A 17,442-nucleotide genomic window follows, 5' to 3' on the forward strand; every position below is an offset into this window, starting at 1 on the left:
AATGTGGGGGCGGGCTTGCTCGCGAAGGCGGCCTGAAGGGCTACACAGCTTCGCGGTAGGGATTCCTCGGATCCTGCGTCCAATTCAAGAACGGCTTGCCTGTGTCCATCGGCACCATCTCGATACAGTCCGCCACCGGGCAGGTGATCTGACACAGGTTGCAGCCCACGCACTCATCATCGATCACCTCGTATTTATGCGTGCCATCCGCCTGTTTCAAACTGGCGATGGCCTGGTGCGACGTGTCCTCACAGGCAATGTGGCAACGTCCGCAGCCAATGCAGGCTTCCTGATCGATCTTCGCAATGACTTGATAGTTGATATCCAGGTACTTCCAGTCCGTCGTGTTGCCCACCGCACGCCCGGAAAAGTCCTGCAGGCTGTTGTAGCCTTGGCTGTCCATCCATCGCGATAGTCCGTCCTTCATCTCCTCCACAATCCGAAACCCATGCAGCATCGCCGCCGTGCACACCTGCACCGCGCCGCAGCCCAGGGCTACAAACTCCGCCGCGTCACGCCAGTTGCCGATGCCACCAATGCCGCAGATCGGCAGGCCCTGGGTCTGCGGGTCGCGGGCGATTTCGGCGACCATGTTCAGCGCGATCGGCTTGACCGCCGAACCGCAATAACCGCCGTGGGTACTTTGGGTGCCCACCACCGGCAGCGCGACCATGCGTTCCAGGTCGACGCTGGTGATGGAGTTGATGGTGTTGATCAGCGACACCGCATCCGCGCCGCCGCGATACGCGGCCCGCGCCGCCACGCGAATGTCGGTGATATTAGGCGTGAGCTTGACGATCACCGGCAGCGAGCAATAGGTTTTGCACCAGCGCGTCACCTGTTCCACATACTCCGGCACCTGGCCTACCGCCGCGCCCATGCCGCGTTCGGGCATGCCGTGGGGGCAGCCGAAGTTCAGTTCGATACCGTCGCAGCCGGTGGCTTCCACCAGCGGCAGGATTGTTTTCCAGGACTCCTCGACGCACGGCACCATCAGCGACACGATCAGCGCGCGGTCGGGCCAATCCTTTTTCACCTGGGTGATTTCCCGCAGGTTGATCTCCAGGGAGCGGTCCGTGATCAGCTCGATATTGTTGATGCCCATCACTTCACGGTTGGGACCGTAGTGCGCCGAGTAGCGTGACGACACGTTGACCGCTGCAGGGTCTTCGCCAAGGGTTTTCCAGACCACGCCACCCCAGCCGGCCTCGAAGGCGCGCACCACGTTGTAAGCCTTGTCGGTGGGCGGCGCGGAGGCCAGCCAGAACGGGTTGGGGGCTTTGATACCGGCAAATACAATCGAGAGATCGGCCATTACGCAGCCTCCGCATTCAACATGAGTTGGGCGTGCATGGCCTCGGCGGCCAGCTTGCCGTGTTGCACGGCCTGCACGGTGAGGTCCTGGCCGAGGCTGACGCAATCGCCACCCGCGTACACATCGGGAATGCTGGTGCGCAACTGTTCGTCGACGAAAATCCTTTCACCGACACGGTGCAGCTGCTGGGCCAGCGGATCGTGCAGTGCCTCGTTGTCGAAACCCTGGCCGATGGCCTTGAAGATCGCATCGGCAGCCAGTTCGAAGGTTTCGCCGGTCGGGAGCAGACGGCCGTTTTCCATGCGCGTGCGCAGGAAGCGCATGCCGCGCACATGGCCCTGATCGTCCAGCAGCACCTCCTCCGGCTGGGCCCAGGTCAGCAGGCGTACCTGGTTGGCCTTGGCGATGTCCTGTTCATGGTGGGTGGCGCCCATGTCCGCCAGGCCACGGCGGTAGACGAGGTTCACATCGTGGGCACCGAGACGGGCCATCTGCACGGCCATGTCGATGGCGGTGTTGCCGGCGCCGAGCACGATGCAGCGATTGGCCAGGGGCAGTTGGGTCAGGTCGTCGGCCTGGCGCAGTTCGCGGATGTAGTCGGTGGCGGCGAGCAGGCCGGGGGCGTCTTCGTGGGGCAGGCCGAGCTGTTTGCTCGCGGCCAGGCCGAGGCCGAGGAACACCGAATCGAATTGTTGATGCAGCTCGCTGAGGGTCAGGTTATCGCCGAGGCGCTGGCCGTGACGAATCTCGATGCCGCCGATTTGCAGCAGAAAATCCAGCTCCTTCTGCGCGAAGTCATCCACCAGTTTGTACTTGGCGATCCCGTATTCATTCAGGCCGCCGGCCTTTTCCCGGGCCTCGAAAATCACCACGTCATGGCCGTGCAAGGCGCTGCGGTGGGCGCAGGCCAGTCCCGCAGGGCCTGCACCCACCACGGCGATACGCTTGCCGGTCGAGGCTGCGCGATGGAAGGGGTGCTCGGTGAAGTGTGCATTGTCGACGGCATAACGTTGCAACAGACCGATCAGCACCGGCGCGCATTCTTCAGCGTTGTTACGCACGCAGGCTTGCTGGCAGAGGATCTCGGTGGGACAGACCCTGGCGCAACTGCCGCCGAGAATGTTGGCCGAGAGGATTTTTTGCGCCGCACCTTGTACGTTTTCGGTGTGGATGTTGCGGATAAACGACGGGATGTCGATTTCGCTGGGGCACGCATTCACGCACGGCGCGTCGTAGCAATACAGGCAGCGCGAGGCTTCCAGTTGTGCCTGGCGGGCGTTGAGAGGCGGTGCCAGGTCGGTGAAATGGCTGGCGAGGGTGGCCCCGTCTTCGTGGGGATGGGGGAGGTGGGTCAGGGTCTGGATCACGGTTTTGGCCTCACGGTGATTGAGGTGCTGCCTCTGATGGGCATTGGTTTTTTTGTTGCCTGTGCTGGCCTCTTCGCAGGCAAGCCAGCTCCCACATGCATCGGGTTCACAGGGTTGAAATGTGGGAGCCGGGCTTGCCCGCGACAGGCCTAAGGCCGTTTTCAGCGCTTCACAGCAGTGGGCCTGGAACGCTCTGCGCGCTTGCTCAACTGCTCGAACACCGGCGGGTACGTCGGCCGCTCTACATACCGCCCGGCCCCGCGCTCGGCGCGCAGGTCGCCATCGGCCCAGACCAGCTTGCCCTGGCTGATGGTATGGCTCGGCACGCCGCGCACGGTCTTGCCTTCGAAGATGTTGAAGTCGACTTTCTGATGGTGGGTCTTGGCGGAAATAGTCCGCGTCCCCTCGGGGTCCCACAGCACCAGGTCGGCATCCGCGCCCACGCGGATCGCACCTTTGCGCGGGTAGAGATTGAAGATCTTCGCAGTGTTGGTGGAGGTCAGCGCGACAAACTCCTGCATCGACAGGCGCCCGGTGTTGACCCCTTCATCCCACAACAAGGCCATACGGTCTTCGATGCCGGCGGTGCCGTTGGGGATTTTGCTGAAGTCATCACGGCCGGCGGCTTTTTGCTCGGCGCAAAAGCAGCAGTGGTCGGTGGCAGTGGTGTGCAGGTTGCCGGATTGCAGGCCGTGCCACAGCGCTTCCTGATGCCCGCGTGGGCGGAACGGCGGGCTCATCACGTAACCGGCGGCGGTCTGCCAGTCCGGGTGCTGGTAGACGCTGTCGTCCAGCAGCAGGTGACCGGCGAGGACTTCGCCATAGACCGGTTGGCCTTTGCTGCGGGCGTAGGTGATTTCATCCAACGCCTCTTTGGTGGACACATGCACCAGGTAGAGCGGCGTGCCGATGGTCTCGGCGATGCGGATTGCGCGGCTGGCCGCTTCGCCCTCGACTTGCGAAGGGCGCGACAGCGGATGCGCCTCGGGCCCGGTGATGCCCTGGGCCATCAGCTTGCGTTGCAGGTGGTACACCAGCTCGCCGTTTTCCGCATGCACGGTGGGCACCGCGCCCAGTTCCAGGCAGCGTTCGAAGCTGGCGACCAAGGTGTCGTCCGCCGCCATGATTGCGTTCTTGTAGGCCATGAAGTGCTTGAAGCTGTTGATGCCGTGCTGACTCACCAACTCGGCCATTTCTTCACGCACCTGTTCGCTCCACCAAGTGATCGCTACGTGGAAGCCGTAGTCTGAAGCGGATTTTTCCGCCCAGCCGCGCCACTGGTGAAACGCTTCCAACAGGGATTGCTGTGGGTTGGGAATCACAAAGTCGATGATCGATGTGGTGCCGCCCGCCAGACCTGCCGCCGTGCCACTGAAAAAGTCTTCACTGGCCACGGTGCCCATGAAGGGCAGTTGCATATGGGTATGAGGGTCGATGCCGCCGGGCATCAGGTATTGGCCGCTGCCATCGAGTATTTCAGTACCGGCGGGAATATCCAGATTCGTACCAATAGCCCGAATTAGACCGCCCGCGCATAACACATCGGCGCGATAACTTTCATCATGGGTAACAAGGGTGGCGCCACGGATCAACAGCGACATGTCGAGTTCCTCACAGGCTTGACCGGCTTGTGCCAGTTCTAAGTGTTGTAATGCTGCTTACCGATGATCGATTAATTCCTGTCATCGGTGACAGGAATAGAAACTAGCCCGAGTTTTTCGATTGAGCAAGAAGATTTTTCATAAGCTTATATCAATGATAACCATTTGATTATTAAAGATAAAAAACGAAATTCACCAAAATGTAGCGTGCACTCACCATTTTGACGCACTTGACAGGTTCTTAAATTGAGCAACATTTCTTATTGCAAATCAGACGCTTGAGACTTGCCTCTTGACGGGGCGGGGAAATAAAAATAATTGTGTTGCACCAGATTGAGTCCTGATGGTTCGGCCAACTTTCGCTTTAGTTAGCCTGAGTAAAGCGGCAAGTTTCGAAGGCTCACTCGGAAAGCTGATAAACATCAGCAAGTTATATAAGCGGTGTGGGTGCGGTAACGGTTGTCGGCACGGATATTGAGTGCAGTGGCGGCTGGCCGGGCCCGTGATGTCATGTTGTTTACGAGGTACTCCGGCCACCTGCACACACCTTGCAGGCGAGCAACAATAATTCGAAAAAACCGTGGAGCGGTCATGCAACAGAACAGATCGCAAGTCATTGAGCGCAACGGCCTGTACGAACTCGACGCCGGCCCCGACGTCCTCGACAGCCCCCGCTATAACCACGACATGGCACCGACCAAGGTGCATGAACGCACTTGGAACAAGTGGCACATCACCGCGCTGTGGGTCGGCATGTCGATCTGCGTGCCCACCTATACCTTGGGCGGGGTACTCACCGCGTACTTCGGTCTGTCGGTGGGGGAAGCGCTGATGGCGATCCTGCTGGCCAACATCGTGGTGCTGATTCCGTTGACCCTCAACGCCTTCCCCGGCACCCAGTACGGCATACCGTTCCCGGTCTTGTTGCGCTCGTCGTTCGGCATCCTGGGTTCCAACGTGCCGTGCCTGATCCGGGCGCTTGTGGCCTGTGGCTGGTTTGGTATCCAGACGATGTTTGGCGGGCTGGCGATTCACCTGTTCCTGGGCTCGATTTTCGAGGGCTGGAAGTCCCTAGGCGGCACCGGTGAAGTGATCGGTTTCATGATGTTCTGGTGCCTGAATCTGTGGGTGGTGTTACGTGGCGCCGAGTCGATCAAGCGCTTGGAAACCCTGTCCGCGCCGCTGCTGGTGGCGGTGGGCATCGGCCTGCTGGTATGGGCGATGCCCAATGTGTCCATCAGCGAGCTGATGGCCATCCCGCCCAAGCGTCCAGAAGGTGCGAGCCTCACGGGCTACTTCATGGCTGGCCTGACGGCGATGGTGGGGTTCTGGGCTACCTTGTCCTTGAATATTCCTGACTTCAGCCGCTACGCCAAAAGCCAGAAGGACCAGATCCTCGGGCAGATCTTCGGTTTGCCGCTGACCATGTTCCTGTTCGCCGCCCTCGGCGTGATCATGACTGCTGCCTCGGTCAAGCTGGTCGGGGTGAGCGTGTCCGATCCGGTGACCCTGATCGGGCATATCCAGAGCCCGGTGTGGGTGGCCGTGGCCATGGCGCTGATCATCGTCGCGACCTTGTCCACCAACACCGCGGCGAACATTGTCTCGCCCACCAATGACTTTCAGAACATTGCGCCGAAGCTGATCAATCGCACTACCGCGGTGATCCTCACCGGTTTGGTGGGGTTGGTGCTGATGGGCCATGAACTGCTGAAAAAACTCGGCTTGATCGTCTCGGATGTGAGCCTGGAAACCGTGTATTCCAACTGGTTGCTGGGCTACTCAAGCCTGCTGGGCCCGATCGCCGGGATCATGGTGGTGGACTACTTCATCACCCGCAAACAGCAACTGGACCTGGCCGGTCTGTACCGCGACGACGTGTACCCGGCATGGAACTGGAGTGGCTTTATCGCCTTTGGCGTGCCGGTGGTGCTGACCTTGCTGTCGCTGGGCAGTGACGCGTTCAGCTGGTTCTACAGCTATGGCTGGTTTACCGGTTCGGCCTTGGGCGGGTTGTTGTATTACGGCCTGAATGCCAGGCGTGGCATCAGCCCCGTTGCCGCCAAGTCACCTCTGTAAACACGGTCAATGTGGGAGCTGGCTTGCCTGCGATTGCATCACCTCTGTTCGGCAGAAATACCGAGCCGCCTGTATCGCAGGCAAGCCAGCTCCCACACACGCCAGCTCTCACAGTTGAGTGAGTCAATTCATAAGAAATGTAGCCTGAGGAGATCCCCATGAACGCTGCCCTCGACGTTCTGCAATCGACCCATCAGCACATCAACCGCGACCGCTTGTGGCAGTCGCTGATGGACCTGGCCAAACTTGGCGCCACCCCCAAGGGCGGCGTGTGCCGCCTGGCGCTTACCGACCTCGACCGCAAAGCCCGCGACCTGTTTGTAACGTGGTGCGAAGAAGCCGGTTGCACGGTCACCATCGATGGCATCGGAAATATCTTCGCGCGGCGCCCCGGCCGCAATCCCAACCTTCCACCGGTGATGACCGGCAGCCACATCGACACCCAGCCCACCGGTGGCAAGTTTGACGGTTGCTTTGGCGTACTCGCCGGCGTGGAAGTGCTGCGCACCCTCAATGATTTGAAGGTAGAAACCGAGGCGCCGCTGGAAGTGGTGGTGTGGACCAATGAGGAAGGCTCGCGCTTTCCGCCGTGCATGATGGGCTCGGGGGTGTTTGCCGAGAAATTCACCTTGGCGGACACCTTGGCCAAGGTGGATGTGGATGGCGTCAGTGTCGGCGACGCGCTGAATGCGATTGGCTATGCGGGCTCGCGCGCGGTAAGCGGTCATAAAGTGGGTGCGTATTTCGAGGCGCACATCGAACAGGGTCCGATTCTTGAGGACGAGCAGAAAACCATCGGCGTGGTGCTCGGCGCACTCGGGCAGAAGTGGTTTGACCTGAAACTGCGTGGAGTTGAGGCGCATGCGGGACCAACGCCGATGCACCTGCGCAAGGATGCCTTGGTGGGCGCGGCGGCAGTGGTAGCGGCGGTGAACGCAGCGGCACTGGGGCACCAGCCTCATGCGTGCGGGACGGTGGGTTGCCTGCAGGCTTATCCGGGATCACGCAACGTCATTCCAGGCGAAGTGCGCATGACCTTGGACTTCCGGCACCTGGAACCGGCACGTCTGGATTCGATGATTGCGCAGGTGCGCAAGGTCATTGAAGACACCTGCGCCAAACATGGACTCAGTTTCGAGATGGAACCCACCGCTGACTTCCCGCCGCTGTATTTCGACAAAGGCTGCGTAGACGCTGTGCGCAATGCGGCGAATGGCCTGGGCCTGTCGAACATGGACATTGTCAGCGGGGCAGGGCACGACGCGATCTTCGTTGCCGAACTCGGTCCGGCAGGGATGATCTTTGTGCCGTGTGAGGGTGGCATCAGCCATAACGAAATCGAGAATGCCGCACCCGATGACCTGGCGGCAGGGTGTGCGGTGCTGCTGCGCGCCATGGTCGCCGCCTCGGCAGCCATCGCTAACGGCAAACTCGCTGCCTGAAACCCGGCGGTTCAGTTAGGTGTTTACTGATTGGTCCACTGCAATCGCAGGCAAGCCAGCTCGCACATTTTTGAAAGGGTTCACAGCTTAAAAATGTGGGAGCCGGGCTTGCCCGTTATCAGGCCCTGACAGACGACGCTGTTACTGGGAGATTGCCTCGTTGGTGCCATCTACGACTCGATCCACCAACAGCTGCACGCCCTCCACCCTCCGACAAATCCCCCGCACCACACTGCGTTGCGGACCATCGACTTCAAAAACCGGGTTCGCGGCAATGGCATTGATGGATTCAAGATCCTGAGAGGCATTGACCAGCAGGGTTTCGTTGTCGAGGGCGGGCCCGAAAGACATGTCCCAAACCTTCGTATGCCAGATTCAGGAACTACTAAAAAGTCGCTTTACTCAATCGTTACCACGATCCAGCTGGCGCTATGCTTGGTGTATATCGGCGGCGGCTGGCTTCTTTCGCCAAGTCGCCCGCAATTGACAGAGGTTGTACTCCGCACGCCTCTGAGCAATGACGCGTCCGTCTAGGGTGTGAAGGATGATCGTGGAGGGGCAACTGTTCCGTTCACCTACCGATACTACGTCTATCGCACCTTTGGGACTGACACAGAAGTATTGTCTGCTTTGGAAGGTGCTGGTCCATTTTTGATTACGCGTGACGCATCGGCAAAGATTGAGGTGCAAGGCCAAACGATCACTGTCTCGGTGGCGGGGGATGTTTCGGACTACCACAGCCGTACGCTGTATCGACATGCCAATGGCAGCGATTACACGGCGGTCAGTGTTTATCTTGATAGCCGGCCGCAAGTGAGCGAGTCAACGTTGACTCCTTGATTCCCCACAATCAGGAAAGTGCGAGCTGGCTTGCCTGCGAAAGGGGGCATCATCCCGTTGATTCGGCGACTGGCTCACCGGCATCGCAGGCGAGCCAGCTCCCACATTTAATTCGATGCGTGCCAACCTCCGCCGAGCGCAGTCACCAACCCTACACTGGCTTGCAGTTGTCGTGTCTGCACCGCCTGCAAGGTCCGTTGCGCCTGCAGCGCTGCCGTCTGCGCGGTCACCACGTCCAGGTAGCTCACGGCCCCGGCCTGGTAGCTGTTCATCGCCAGCGATTGAGTGTGCTGTGCCGCATCCGCCGCTGCCTGCTCATCCTGTGCCTCTTGCTGCAAGTCGCGCAGCTGAGCCAGGTTGTCCTCCACTTCGCGCACGGCTTTCAGCACCTGGCGTCGGTAGTGCGCCGACGCCTCTTCAAACTCGGCCTTGGCTTGGCGTTCGTTGGCACTTAGGCGACCGCCATCGAAGATCGGCAAGTTGACCAATGGCCCCAATGCCCAATAGCGATTGCCGGCGGACAGCAGGTTGCCGACCCCTTGCGTCTGCCCGCCAATCAACCCCGTCAGACTGAAATCCGGGTACCACGCCGCCTTGGCCACGCCGATGTTGGCGTTGGCCGCAAACACCCGTCGCTCTGCCGCTGCAATGTCCGGGCGGCGTTGCAGCAGGTGGCTTGGCAATTGCGAGGGTATCCCCGGCAAGGAGATCAATTGCGGGCTCGGCGACAATGAAAAATCACTGGCGGCCACACCCACCAGCTCACCAATCGCATGCTCGGTCAGGTTGCGCTGCCCGCGTATTTCATCCCATTGCGCCTTGGCTTCGGCCAGTTGATTCTGCGCGCGTGTAAGGTCCAGCTCCGAGGCAATCTGGCCTTCATAGCGGCTACGGGTCAGCTGTAGCGCCTGGCGGAAATCATCCAGCGAACGGTCGAGAATCCGCGCCTGCGCATCCAGCCCATTGAGCTGCACATACAACGTCGCCAACTGATGCTGAAGGCTCAGGCGTGCCACCGCCAAGTCATCGCCGGATGCCTGCGCCTGGGCATCGCCCGCCGCGACCTGGTTGCGGATTTTGCCCCACAGGTCCAGGTCGTAGCTCAGTGAAAAGCCCGCGGTATTGCTGTTGTACACCGAGGGTTGCGTATCGCCCCTCAGCGGTCGCGAATCCGATTGCCGCTGGCGCAACGGTTGCGCGCTGGCACTGATCTGCGGGAACAGCCCGGCATGCAGTTGGCTGGCATACGCCTGGGACGCATCGAAATGCGCCAGTGCCGCGGCCAAATCCGGGTTGGCCTTGAGCAGTTGCTGTTGCAGGTCGTTCAGGCGCGAATCGTTGTAGAGCGTCCACCACTCGGGCGCCAGTTGGTCGGACGGTTGCGCGCTGTGCCACGGGCCGTCGCTGGTCTGTTCGCGGTAGCCGGCGGGCAGGTCAACCGCAGGCACCTGGTAGGTTGGGGCCATGGAGCAACCCTGCAATGCCAGCAGCATCAAGGCCGCGAGAGGTTTAAGCCTTGGGCGCATGCGCACCTCCCGAGGCATCGGCCAGTTGCACCGGGTCACCTTCACGCAGGGCGTCGGGCGGGTTGTCGACTACGCGATCGACCGGTTTCAGGCCTTGGTCGATCACCAGGCGTTCACCGAGATCCAGGCCGATGTGGATGGTTTGCAGATGCACATGATTGTGCGCGTCAAGCACAGCGACCTGAGTACCTTGGGCGCGAAAAATGAGGGCGCTGGCCGGGATGCTCACGCCATGGGTGTCCGCCGGAATCGGCAGCGTCGCTTCGGCGTAGTCACCGGGCAGCAATTCACCGTTGGGGTTGTCCGCAACGAACTGCGCAAGCAGGGTGCCGGAGCGGCGGTCGATGGCGGTGGAGTCGCCGATCAGGCGCGCCTTGAAGTGCTCGCCGGGATGCTCGGGCACCGTCAGTTCAGCTTCAAGGCCTGGGTGGATGACCGCCGCGTAGTTCTGCGGCACCGGTACGTACAGGCGCAATTGATGGGTGTCGGCAATGTTGAACAATTCCGGGTCACTGTCGGTATCGGCCTTGATCAACTGGCCGATATCGGTGTTGCGTGCGGTGATGGTGCCGGCGAATGGTGCGCGGATGGTTTTGTAGCTTTCCAGTGCGGACAGCCGCGCATAGTCGGCAGCGGCGGCTTCGGCATTGGCCTTGGCGGCTGCAGCGTTGGAGGTTTTCTCATCGGCTTCCTGGCGTGATACCGAGTGGCTGGCGAGCAGGTTTTGCCAGCGCGTGGCGGTGGTTTGCGCCAGGCGTGCGTTGGCCTGTTCCTGAATCAGCCGGGCGTGGGTTTGCGCCATTTGCTGGTCCAGGTCCGGGCTGTCGATTTCGGCCAGGATTTGCCCGGCTTTCACCTGCGTACCTATGTCGGCTTTCCAGTCCTTCAGGTAGCCGCTGACGCGGGCATGGATGGGCGCCTTGCTCCAGGCTTCCAGGTGCGCCGGCAAGCGCAGGGTGTCGCCGGCGGCGTTCTGTTGCGGTTGGAACACGCGCACTTGCGGGATCGCTGCAGTCTCTGTCCAGGCGGTGACCGATTGTTCGTGCAGCGTGCGGGCATGCAGGCCATTGGCGACCAACAGGGCGGCCAGGGTCAGGCCGCCGACACCCATGAGCATCAGACGCTTGCGCGAGGGTTTGTGATCAGACGACATGTGGGACTTCTCCTGCAACAGCGCGAGTAGGGTGACGCCCGTGGATCAGACTGAAGACCACGGGTACAAACAGCAGGGTGGCGATGGTGGCGAAGATCAACCCACCGATCACAGCCCGGCCAAGGGGGGCGTTTTGTTCCTCGGAAATGGCCAGGGGCAGCATGCCGATGATCATTGCCAGGGCGGTCATGCACACCGGGCGGAAGCGCGTATAACCGGCCTCCATCGCGGCTTTGAGTGCATCGCCGTGTTCGGCCAGGCGTTCACGGCAGAAACTCACCACCAGGATCGAGTTGGCGGTGGCCACCCCCATGCACAGGATGGCGCCGGTCAGTGCCGGCACCGACAGCGAGGTGCCGCTGAGGAACAGCATCCACACGATTCCCGCCAGTGCGGCCGGTAACGCCGTGATGATCACGAACGGATCGGCCCAGGACTGGAAGTTGACCACGATCAGCAGGTAGATCAGCACCACAGCACCGAGCAGGCCGAAGCTCAAGCCACTGAAGGCTTCATGCAGCGCATCGATCTGCCCATGCAGGCTGATCACTGCGCCTTTGGGGCGCATGGCCGCGGTGTCATCCAGTACCTTTTGCACATCGCGGGCCACGCCGCCGAGGTCGCGGCCTTGCACGTTGGCGTACAGGTCCAGGGTCGGTTCGATGTTGTAGTGGGTCACTACCGCGGGGCTTTCCACCCTGGAAATACTTGCCACACCGCCGAGGATTTGCGACTGACCACCCGCGCCGGTCACCGGCAAGGCTTCCAGTGACGGCAAGCTGTCGAGACGGTATTGCGGCGTCGCGGCGACGATTGAGTACGACACGCCGTTGGCCGGATTGAGCCAAAAGGTCGGGGCCACTTGGGAGCTGCCGGCCAGGGAGGCGACCATGCTGTTGGTCACGTCACGCTCGGTGATGCCCAGGCCATTGGCGCGCAGGCGGTCGACGTTTACCTGCAGGGACGGATAGCCGGTGGACTGCTGGATTCGCAGGTCGGCAATGCCCGGTACATGTTGCAGTCGTCGCTCCAGTTCCACCGCATAGGCCCGGTTTTCTTCATCGCTGCGCCCGGATATTTTCACGTCCAGCGGGGCCGGGGCGCCGAAGTTGAGGATCTGGCTGCTGATGTCTGCCGGTAGAAACGCGAAGTGGCTGCCGGGGAAACTTTGCGGCAGGGCTTCACGCAGTTTCTTCACGTAGTCGGCGGTGGGCGCGTGGTCTTTTTTCAGCGTGACCTGGATATCGCCGTCCTGCGGGCCGATGGTGCCGCTGCTGCTGTAGGCCATGTCGATGCCGCTGAGCGGGATGCCGATATTGTCGACGATAGTGTCGAGTTCCTCGGCAGGAATCACCTCTCGAATCCGCGCTTCGATACGGTCGAACGCGGCTGCGCTTTCTTCAATGCGCGTGCCCAGCGGCAACCTCACGTGAAGGGCCAGGGCGCCGGCGTCGGTGGCCGGGAAAAAGTCTTGGCCCAGACTGGGTAGCAGCAGGAACGACGCGAGCACGCAGGCGAGGAAACCGACGATAAAGCGCTTGCGATTGCCCAGCGCCAACGTCAATAGGCCATGGTACGTGTCGCGGATATTCGAGAAGTGCCGCTCGAAGCCCTGCTGGAAGTTCAGCACCCCTTGCAGCACGGCATTGCGTTGTTGGGTGTGCTGCTCGCCCTCGTGGTGGTTGATAAATTCATCTTCCGGGTGATGGCCCGCGCCTTGCTCCGGTACATGGGGCTTGAGCAGGAACATCGCCAGGGTCGGCACCAGTGTGCGCGAGAGAATGAACGAGCTGGCCATGGCAAAGATCACCGCCAGGGCCATCGGCCGGAACAGGTAGCCGGCGATGCCTTGCAACAGGAACATCGGCACGAACACGATGCAGATACACAGCAGCGAGACGAACGCCGGTCCGACTATCTGCGCGGCGCCGTCGAGGATCGCGGTCTTCACCGCCTTGCCTTGCTCCAAGTGCCAGTTGATGTTCTCGATGGTCACCGTGGCATCGTCCACCAGGATCCCCACTGCCAACGCCAGTCCGCCGAGGGTCATCACGTTGAGGGTTTGCCCGCTGACCGCCAGCAGCGCGATGGCCGACAGCACTGCCAGGGGAATCGATGCGGCGATAATGATCGTGGAGCGCCAGCTGCCGAGGAACAGCAGGATCATCGCACTGGTCAGCAACGCCGCGATGATACCCTCCTGGGCCACGCTGCCCACGGATTGCTTGACGAACACCGAGGCGTCACCCAGCAACGAGGTCTTCAGCGACGGCGGCAGGGTTTCGTTGATACGCGGCAGCATCTGGCGGATGCCGTCGATAATCGACAGGGTGGAGATGCTGCCGTTTTTCAGTGCCGGCATCAGTACCGCACGGTGACCGTCGACGCGCACGATATTGGTCTGTGGCGGCGAACCATCCCGCACGTGGGCGACTTGGCCGATGGTGATCAGCGCGCCGTCGACGGTCTTGATCGGCAGGTCATTGAGCTCATCAATGGCCTTGGGGCTGTTGTTGAGCAGGATCGTGTATTCGTTGGGGCCGAGTTTGGCGGTGCCCACCGGGATGATCTGGTTCTGCAACGCCAGGGCGTTGCCCACGTCCTGGGCTGACAAGCCTTTGGCAGCCAACGCCTGTGGGTCGAGGTCCAAGGTGATCTGGCGTTGCTTGCCACCCATCGGTGTGGGCATGGCCAGACCGGGCAGGGCGCTCAGGGGCAGGCGAATGTTGTTCTGCACCAAGTCGCGGATCTTTGCTTCCGAGAGGCTGGGGCTGGAGAACGCCATTTGCAGGATTGGCACCGTGGAGGCGCTGTAGTTGAGGATCAGCGGCGGCGTGATGCCTGGCGGCATCTGCTTGAGCACGGTTTGTGACACCGCCGTCACCTGGGCGTTGGCGGTGCGGATATCCACGCCGGGTTGGAAGAAGATCTTGACGATGCCCATGCCGGGCAGGGATTGCGACTCGATGTGTTCGATGTCGTTGACGGTGGTGCTCAGGGAGCGTTCGTAGGTATAGATCACCCGACCGGCCATGGCGTCCGGCGACAGGCCGTTGTACTGCCAGACCACGGCAACCACGGGGATGCCGATGTCCGGGAAAACGTCAGTGGGGGTACGCAGGGCCGCCATCGGCCCGATGATGCAGATGAATATGGCCAACACGATAAACGTGTACGGCTTTTGCAGTGCGGTCTTTACCAGCCCGAGCATGCGTGAAACCTCCGAAAGGAGCAGGATTGCAAACCCCGGCAGTCTCACGCGACCCACCTAACACGCACCTTTCAGCCAGGTGAAGGAACATTTAGGAAGGGGCTGAAGATCGTTTCATATGTATTCATTTGTTCTACACAGGGTGGCTCCTCAAGCTTGTAGCCCACCGGACACATAGTCCTTCTTTGGAGCCCTGCCATGTCACTCAAACCTCTTTTGTTGATCCCCGCCCTCGGTGCTGTGCTGTTGTTGTCGGCGTGCGCCGGCCCGATCCCCAAGGCGGACCCGAGCGAAGCGTGGATCGGTTTGAAAGAAGAAGCCCCCAACGACCTGATGGCTGAGCGCGTGGACGGTCATCGCGTGGATGACGGACGTTTCTTCGAAGTGACGCCGGGAGACCATCGCCTGGATGTAACGCTGTTCGAGGAAGAGCCAGGCGACGACAACCAGCAGGACTGCCAAGGGCGGGTCGAGTACAAGCACTTCAAGGCGGGTGAGCACTACACCCTGGTGGAGTCGAGCCTGGGCACCACCGTGCGCGCATCCTTGATGGATGGTCACGGCAAGGAAGTGGCGGCGACTCAGGACTTCAATTGCATGCCTGGCTAGGCGTGATGCGCTGCCACCTTATGGGGTTTGGCGGGTGCAGCGGGTCTGACCTGGGGGTGATGGTGCCGACGGGTGATGCGCAGCACCCCCCACAACATGGCGCCGGCCACCGCCAGCCAACCGCAGATCAACAGGACAATCGTTGTTGCAAGGCTCATTCGGGCCTCCTTTCGCCCCCTCGGGGCACACACAGTCTTCTCAATGGACAGTCTAGCTACCTGACGGTTGCCTGCTATTGACCAATGGTCGTGTCTGTCCAACTTCTTTGCTATATCCACGACCTTTGTAGGCACGAGCTTGCGCGTGAAACACGTCAACGGTAAGGCGGGCTATCTGGATTGACCCGGCACCCTCAGGTTTTTCGCGAGCAAGCCCGCGCCTACTTAAACGTGATTGGGCTATGATCAGGCCCCTTACCGGCAGTTGATCAAGAGAGTCGAAAATTGCGGTTACGGTCGAACCTTAAAACATCCTTGTTCCTCGCGTGTGCCCTGGGCCTTGCGGCGTGTTCCTCCACCCCGTCGAGACTGGCGGGCCTGCCGGAGCGTGTCGAGCTCACCGGCGTGCCGACTTTTCGCAGCGAGGCATATCAGGGCGGTCCAACGTCTTTAGCCAGCATGCTGTCGCAACAAGGCATTGTCATGACACCGGGGCTATTGGATAAACCGCTGCATTTGCCGGGCGGCGAAGCGGACCTGGAGCGCAACATGCAGGTGTTGGCGCGTGAGTACGGCCTGATGGTGTATCCGCTGGATGCCAAGCTGACGGCAGTGCTGGCCCAGGTGGCGGCGGGATATCCGGTGATGGCGCGGGTTGGCGGTGGGTTGTGGTCGGATGCGCACTATGTGGTCGTGGTGGGGTTCAACCAGCAAAAAAGCACAGTGTTGCTGCGATCGGGAATGGATCGGCGTCTGTTGATGAGCTTCAGCGACTTTGAGTCCAAATGGAAAAGCGCCGGCAGTTGGGCAATCCTCACCCAGCGCCCGAGCCAATTGCCAGCCAATGTGGATGCACAACGGTGGCGGGACTCGGCGAATGCGACGGCTCAAGCCGGTCAGGAGCGGGCGGCGGCGCAGGCGCTGAAGGTGTTGGCGGAGAAAAAGTAACAGCCAGCCCCGAGGTGCCAATGTGTGCACCGGAACCTGTGGGAGCCGGGCTTGCCCGCGATGCAGGCACTGGGGTGGTTCAGTTACACCGCGGTGATGCTAGCGCAGGCAAGCCAGCTCCCACACAAGCCAGCTCCTGCATTAAGCTGGCTGCGGTTAGCGGCGTACTTCGGCGGCGTTGGGACGATTCTTCAGGTTCTTGTCAGCCTTGTAGCGCAGCGCCACATCCGGCACCGAACCGCTCTTGCCGGTCTCGACCCAATTGCGGATACGGCTGGCATCGGCAAAGTGGGTGAATTTGCCGAAGGCATCCAGGATTACCAGCGACACCGGGCGGTTGCCCATGTTGGTCACCAGCACCAGGCAGTGGCCGGCTTGGTTGGTGAAGCCGGTCTTGGTCAACTTGATGTCCCAGTTGGCGCGGTTGATCAGGTGGTCTGTGTTGGAGAAGCCCAGGGTGTAGTTGGGCTTGCGGAACGACACGGTCTTTTCCTTGGTGGTGCTCAACTGGCTCAGCAACGGGTAGTGACGCGCGGCGGCGAGCAGTTTGCTCAGGTCACGGGCAGTGGACACGTTGTGGATCGACAGGCCAGTGGGCTCGACGTAATGGGTGCTGGTCATGCCCAACGCCTTGGCTTTGGCATTCATCGCCGCGATAAATGCCGGGTAACCACCCGGATAGTGGTGCGCCAGGCTGGCGGCGGCACGGTTTTCCGAGGACATCAGCGCGATCAGCAGCATCTCTTTGCGCGGCATCTCGCTGCCGATCTTCACGCGGGAAAACACACCTTTCATTTCCGGCGTGTCCTTGATGTTGATGTCGATGTATTCATCCATGTTCTGCTTGGCTTCCAATACCACCAGACCAGTCATCAACTTGCTCACCGAGGCGATGGGGACGACCACGTCCGGGTTGCTGGAATAGATGACCTTGTTGGTTTGCAGGTCCACCAGCATGGCGCTGCCGGAAGCGATTTGCAGTTTGGACGTGTCACGCGGGGCCTGGGTGGTTTCGGCGGCGTGCGCAAAGGTGCCTGTGAAAGCAAATAATAGGCTGACGAGAGAAAGACGAATTTTCACGCGGATGAACTCGCTAAAAAGTAAGGAAATACCGTTCGGGAACGGTTTTTTGATAAATGCCGTTACATTTTAGGAGTATGGATCAGAAACTGTCGAATGTTCTTCTAGAACCC

The 17,442-nt window shown here is 60.8% G+C and carries 13 protein-coding genes; 4 read left to right on the forward strand and 9 right to left on the reverse strand.

All coding sequences use genetic code 11. The annotated features are described in order from the left end of the window. Positions 1–40: 40 nt before the first annotated feature. From preA to hydA, 3 genes are all read right to left on the reverse strand, one after another. Positions 41–1,315 (reverse strand): NAD-dependent dihydropyrimidine dehydrogenase subunit PreA, encoded by a 1,275-nt coding sequence (gene preA, locus AB4O08_RS23200; RefSeq protein WP_010209390.1) that lies wholly within the window; start codon positions 1,313–1,315, stop codon positions 41–43. Beyond that, positions 1,315–2,682 carry an NAD(P)-dependent oxidoreductase gene (locus AB4O08_RS23205; RefSeq protein WP_137205526.1) on the reverse strand — a complete coding sequence of 456 codons (1,368 nt, stop codon included), beginning with the start codon at positions 2,680–2,682 and terminating at the stop codon, positions 1,315–1,317. Before AB4O08_RS23205 ends, preA begins: the two co-directional genes overlap by 1 nt. 161 nt (positions 2,683–2,843) lie before the next feature. Further along, positions 2,844–4,283, reverse strand: a complete 1,440-nt coding sequence (gene hydA / locus AB4O08_RS23210) for a dihydropyrimidinase (RefSeq protein WP_010209394.1) — start codon at positions 4,281–4,283, stop codon at positions 2,844–2,846. Positions 4,284–4,874: 591 nt separating this feature from the next. On the opposite strand from hydA, the gene AB4O08_RS23215 reads away from it, so the two are divergent. Beyond that, on the forward strand, positions 4,875–6,362 hold the full coding sequence (locus AB4O08_RS23215) for an NCS1 family nucleobase:cation symporter-1 (RefSeq protein ID WP_154847056.1): 1,488 nt from the start codon (positions 4,875–4,877) through the stop codon (positions 6,360–6,362). 158 nt (positions 6,363–6,520) lie between these two features. Beyond that, positions 6,521–7,804 carry a Zn-dependent hydrolase gene (locus AB4O08_RS23220; protein WP_305436240.1) on the forward strand — a complete coding sequence of 428 codons (1,284 nt, stop codon included), beginning with the start codon at positions 6,521–6,523 and terminating at the stop codon, positions 7,802–7,804. A gap of 141 nt (positions 7,805–7,945) precedes the next feature. Here AB4O08_RS23220 and AB4O08_RS23225 read toward each other — a convergent pair whose 3' ends face one another. The 4 genes from AB4O08_RS23225 to AB4O08_RS23240 form a co-directional block, all read right to left on the reverse strand. Next, a complete protein-coding gene (locus AB4O08_RS23225; RefSeq protein ID WP_010209399.1) occupies positions 7,946–8,155 on the reverse strand; it encodes a DUF6124 family protein in 210 nt (69 codons plus the stop codon). A 596-nt stretch (positions 8,156–8,751) separates the two neighbouring features. Continuing rightward, positions 8,752–10,170 carry an efflux transporter outer membrane subunit gene (locus AB4O08_RS23230; RefSeq protein ID WP_305436238.1) on the reverse strand — a complete coding sequence of 473 codons (1,419 nt, stop codon included), beginning with the start codon at positions 10,168–10,170 and terminating at the stop codon, positions 8,752–8,754. Then, entirely contained in the window at positions 10,154–11,323 is a 1,170-nt protein-coding gene (locus AB4O08_RS23235) for an efflux RND transporter periplasmic adaptor subunit (protein ID WP_010209401.1), read from the reverse strand. The genes AB4O08_RS23230 and AB4O08_RS23235 overlap by 17 nt, the downstream gene beginning before the upstream one ends. Next, positions 11,313–14,534 carry an efflux RND transporter permease subunit gene (locus AB4O08_RS23240; RefSeq protein WP_042572096.1) on the reverse strand — a complete coding sequence of 1,074 codons (3,222 nt, stop codon included), beginning with the start codon at positions 14,532–14,534 and terminating at the stop codon, positions 11,313–11,315. Before AB4O08_RS23240 ends, AB4O08_RS23235 begins: the two co-directional genes overlap by 11 nt. A 198-nt stretch (positions 14,535–14,732) precedes the next feature. On the opposite strand from AB4O08_RS23240, the gene AB4O08_RS23245 reads away from it, so the two are divergent. Beyond that, on the forward strand, positions 14,733–15,143 hold the full coding sequence (locus tag AB4O08_RS23245) for a PA0061/PA0062 family lipoprotein (RefSeq protein ID WP_010209405.1): 411 nt from the start codon (positions 14,733–14,735) through the stop codon (positions 15,141–15,143). On the opposite strand, the gene AB4O08_RS23250 is transcribed toward AB4O08_RS23245, so the two are convergent. After that, positions 15,140–15,301 carry a hypothetical protein gene (locus AB4O08_RS23250; RefSeq protein WP_010209406.1) on the reverse strand — a complete coding sequence of 54 codons (162 nt, stop codon included), beginning with the start codon at positions 15,299–15,301 and terminating at the stop codon, positions 15,140–15,142. The genes AB4O08_RS23245 and AB4O08_RS23250 overlap by 4 nt on opposite strands. A 285-nt stretch (positions 15,302–15,586) precedes the next feature. Between AB4O08_RS23250 and AB4O08_RS23255 the strand changes: the two genes are divergently transcribed. Further along, positions 15,587–16,249: a C39 family peptidase gene (locus AB4O08_RS23255; RefSeq protein ID WP_031291166.1), complete on the forward strand. Its 663-nt coding sequence runs from the start codon at positions 15,587–15,589 to the stop codon at positions 16,247–16,249. Positions 16,250–16,405: 156 nt separating this feature from the next. On the opposite strand, the gene pbpG is transcribed toward AB4O08_RS23255, so the two are convergent. Continuing rightward, complete coding sequence (gene pbpG, locus AB4O08_RS23260; protein WP_010209408.1) at positions 16,406–17,329, reverse strand: D-alanyl-D-alanine endopeptidase; 924 nt, start codon at positions 17,327–17,329, stop codon at positions 16,406–16,408. Positions 17,330–17,442 lie beyond the last annotated feature (113 nt).

This window comes from Pseudomonas sp. H3_E07, from assembly GCF_054668895.1.

Excerpts from the sequence above, each read along its gene's own strand:
- preA (WP_010209390.1), bottom strand. The coding sequence starts at position 1,315 with ATGGCCGATCTCTCGATTGTATTTGCCGGTATCAAAGCCCCCAACCCG.
- hydA (WP_010209394.1), bottom strand. The coding sequence starts at position 4,283 with ATGTCGCTGTTGATCCGTGGCGCCACCCTTGTTACCCATGATGAAAGT.
- AB4O08_RS23215 (WP_154847056.1), top strand. The coding sequence starts at position 4,875 with ATGCAACAGAACAGATCGCAAGTCATTGAGCGCAACGGCCTGTACGAA.
- AB4O08_RS23220 (WP_305436240.1), top strand. The coding sequence starts at position 6,521 with ATGAACGCTGCCCTCGACGTTCTGCAATCGACCCATCAGCACATCAAC.
- AB4O08_RS23225 (WP_010209399.1), bottom strand. The coding sequence starts at position 8,155 with ATGTCTTTCGGGCCCGCCCTCGACAACGAAACCCTGCTGGTCAATGCC.
- AB4O08_RS23230 (WP_305436238.1), bottom strand. The coding sequence starts at position 10,170 with ATGCGCCCAAGGCTTAAACCTCTCGCGGCCTTGATGCTGCTGGCATTG.
- AB4O08_RS23235 (WP_010209401.1), bottom strand. The coding sequence starts at position 11,323 with ATGTCGTCTGATCACAAACCCTCGCGCAAGCGTCTGATGCTCATGGGT.
- AB4O08_RS23240 (WP_042572096.1), bottom strand. The coding sequence starts at position 14,534 with ATGCTCGGGCTGGTAAAGACCGCACTGCAAAAGCCGTACACGTTTATC.
- AB4O08_RS23245 (WP_010209405.1), top strand. The coding sequence starts at position 14,733 with ATGTCACTCAAACCTCTTTTGTTGATCCCCGCCCTCGGTGCTGTGCTG.
- AB4O08_RS23250 (WP_010209406.1), bottom strand. The coding sequence starts at position 15,301 with ATGAGCCTTGCAACAACGATTGTCCTGTTGATCTGCGGTTGGCTGGCG.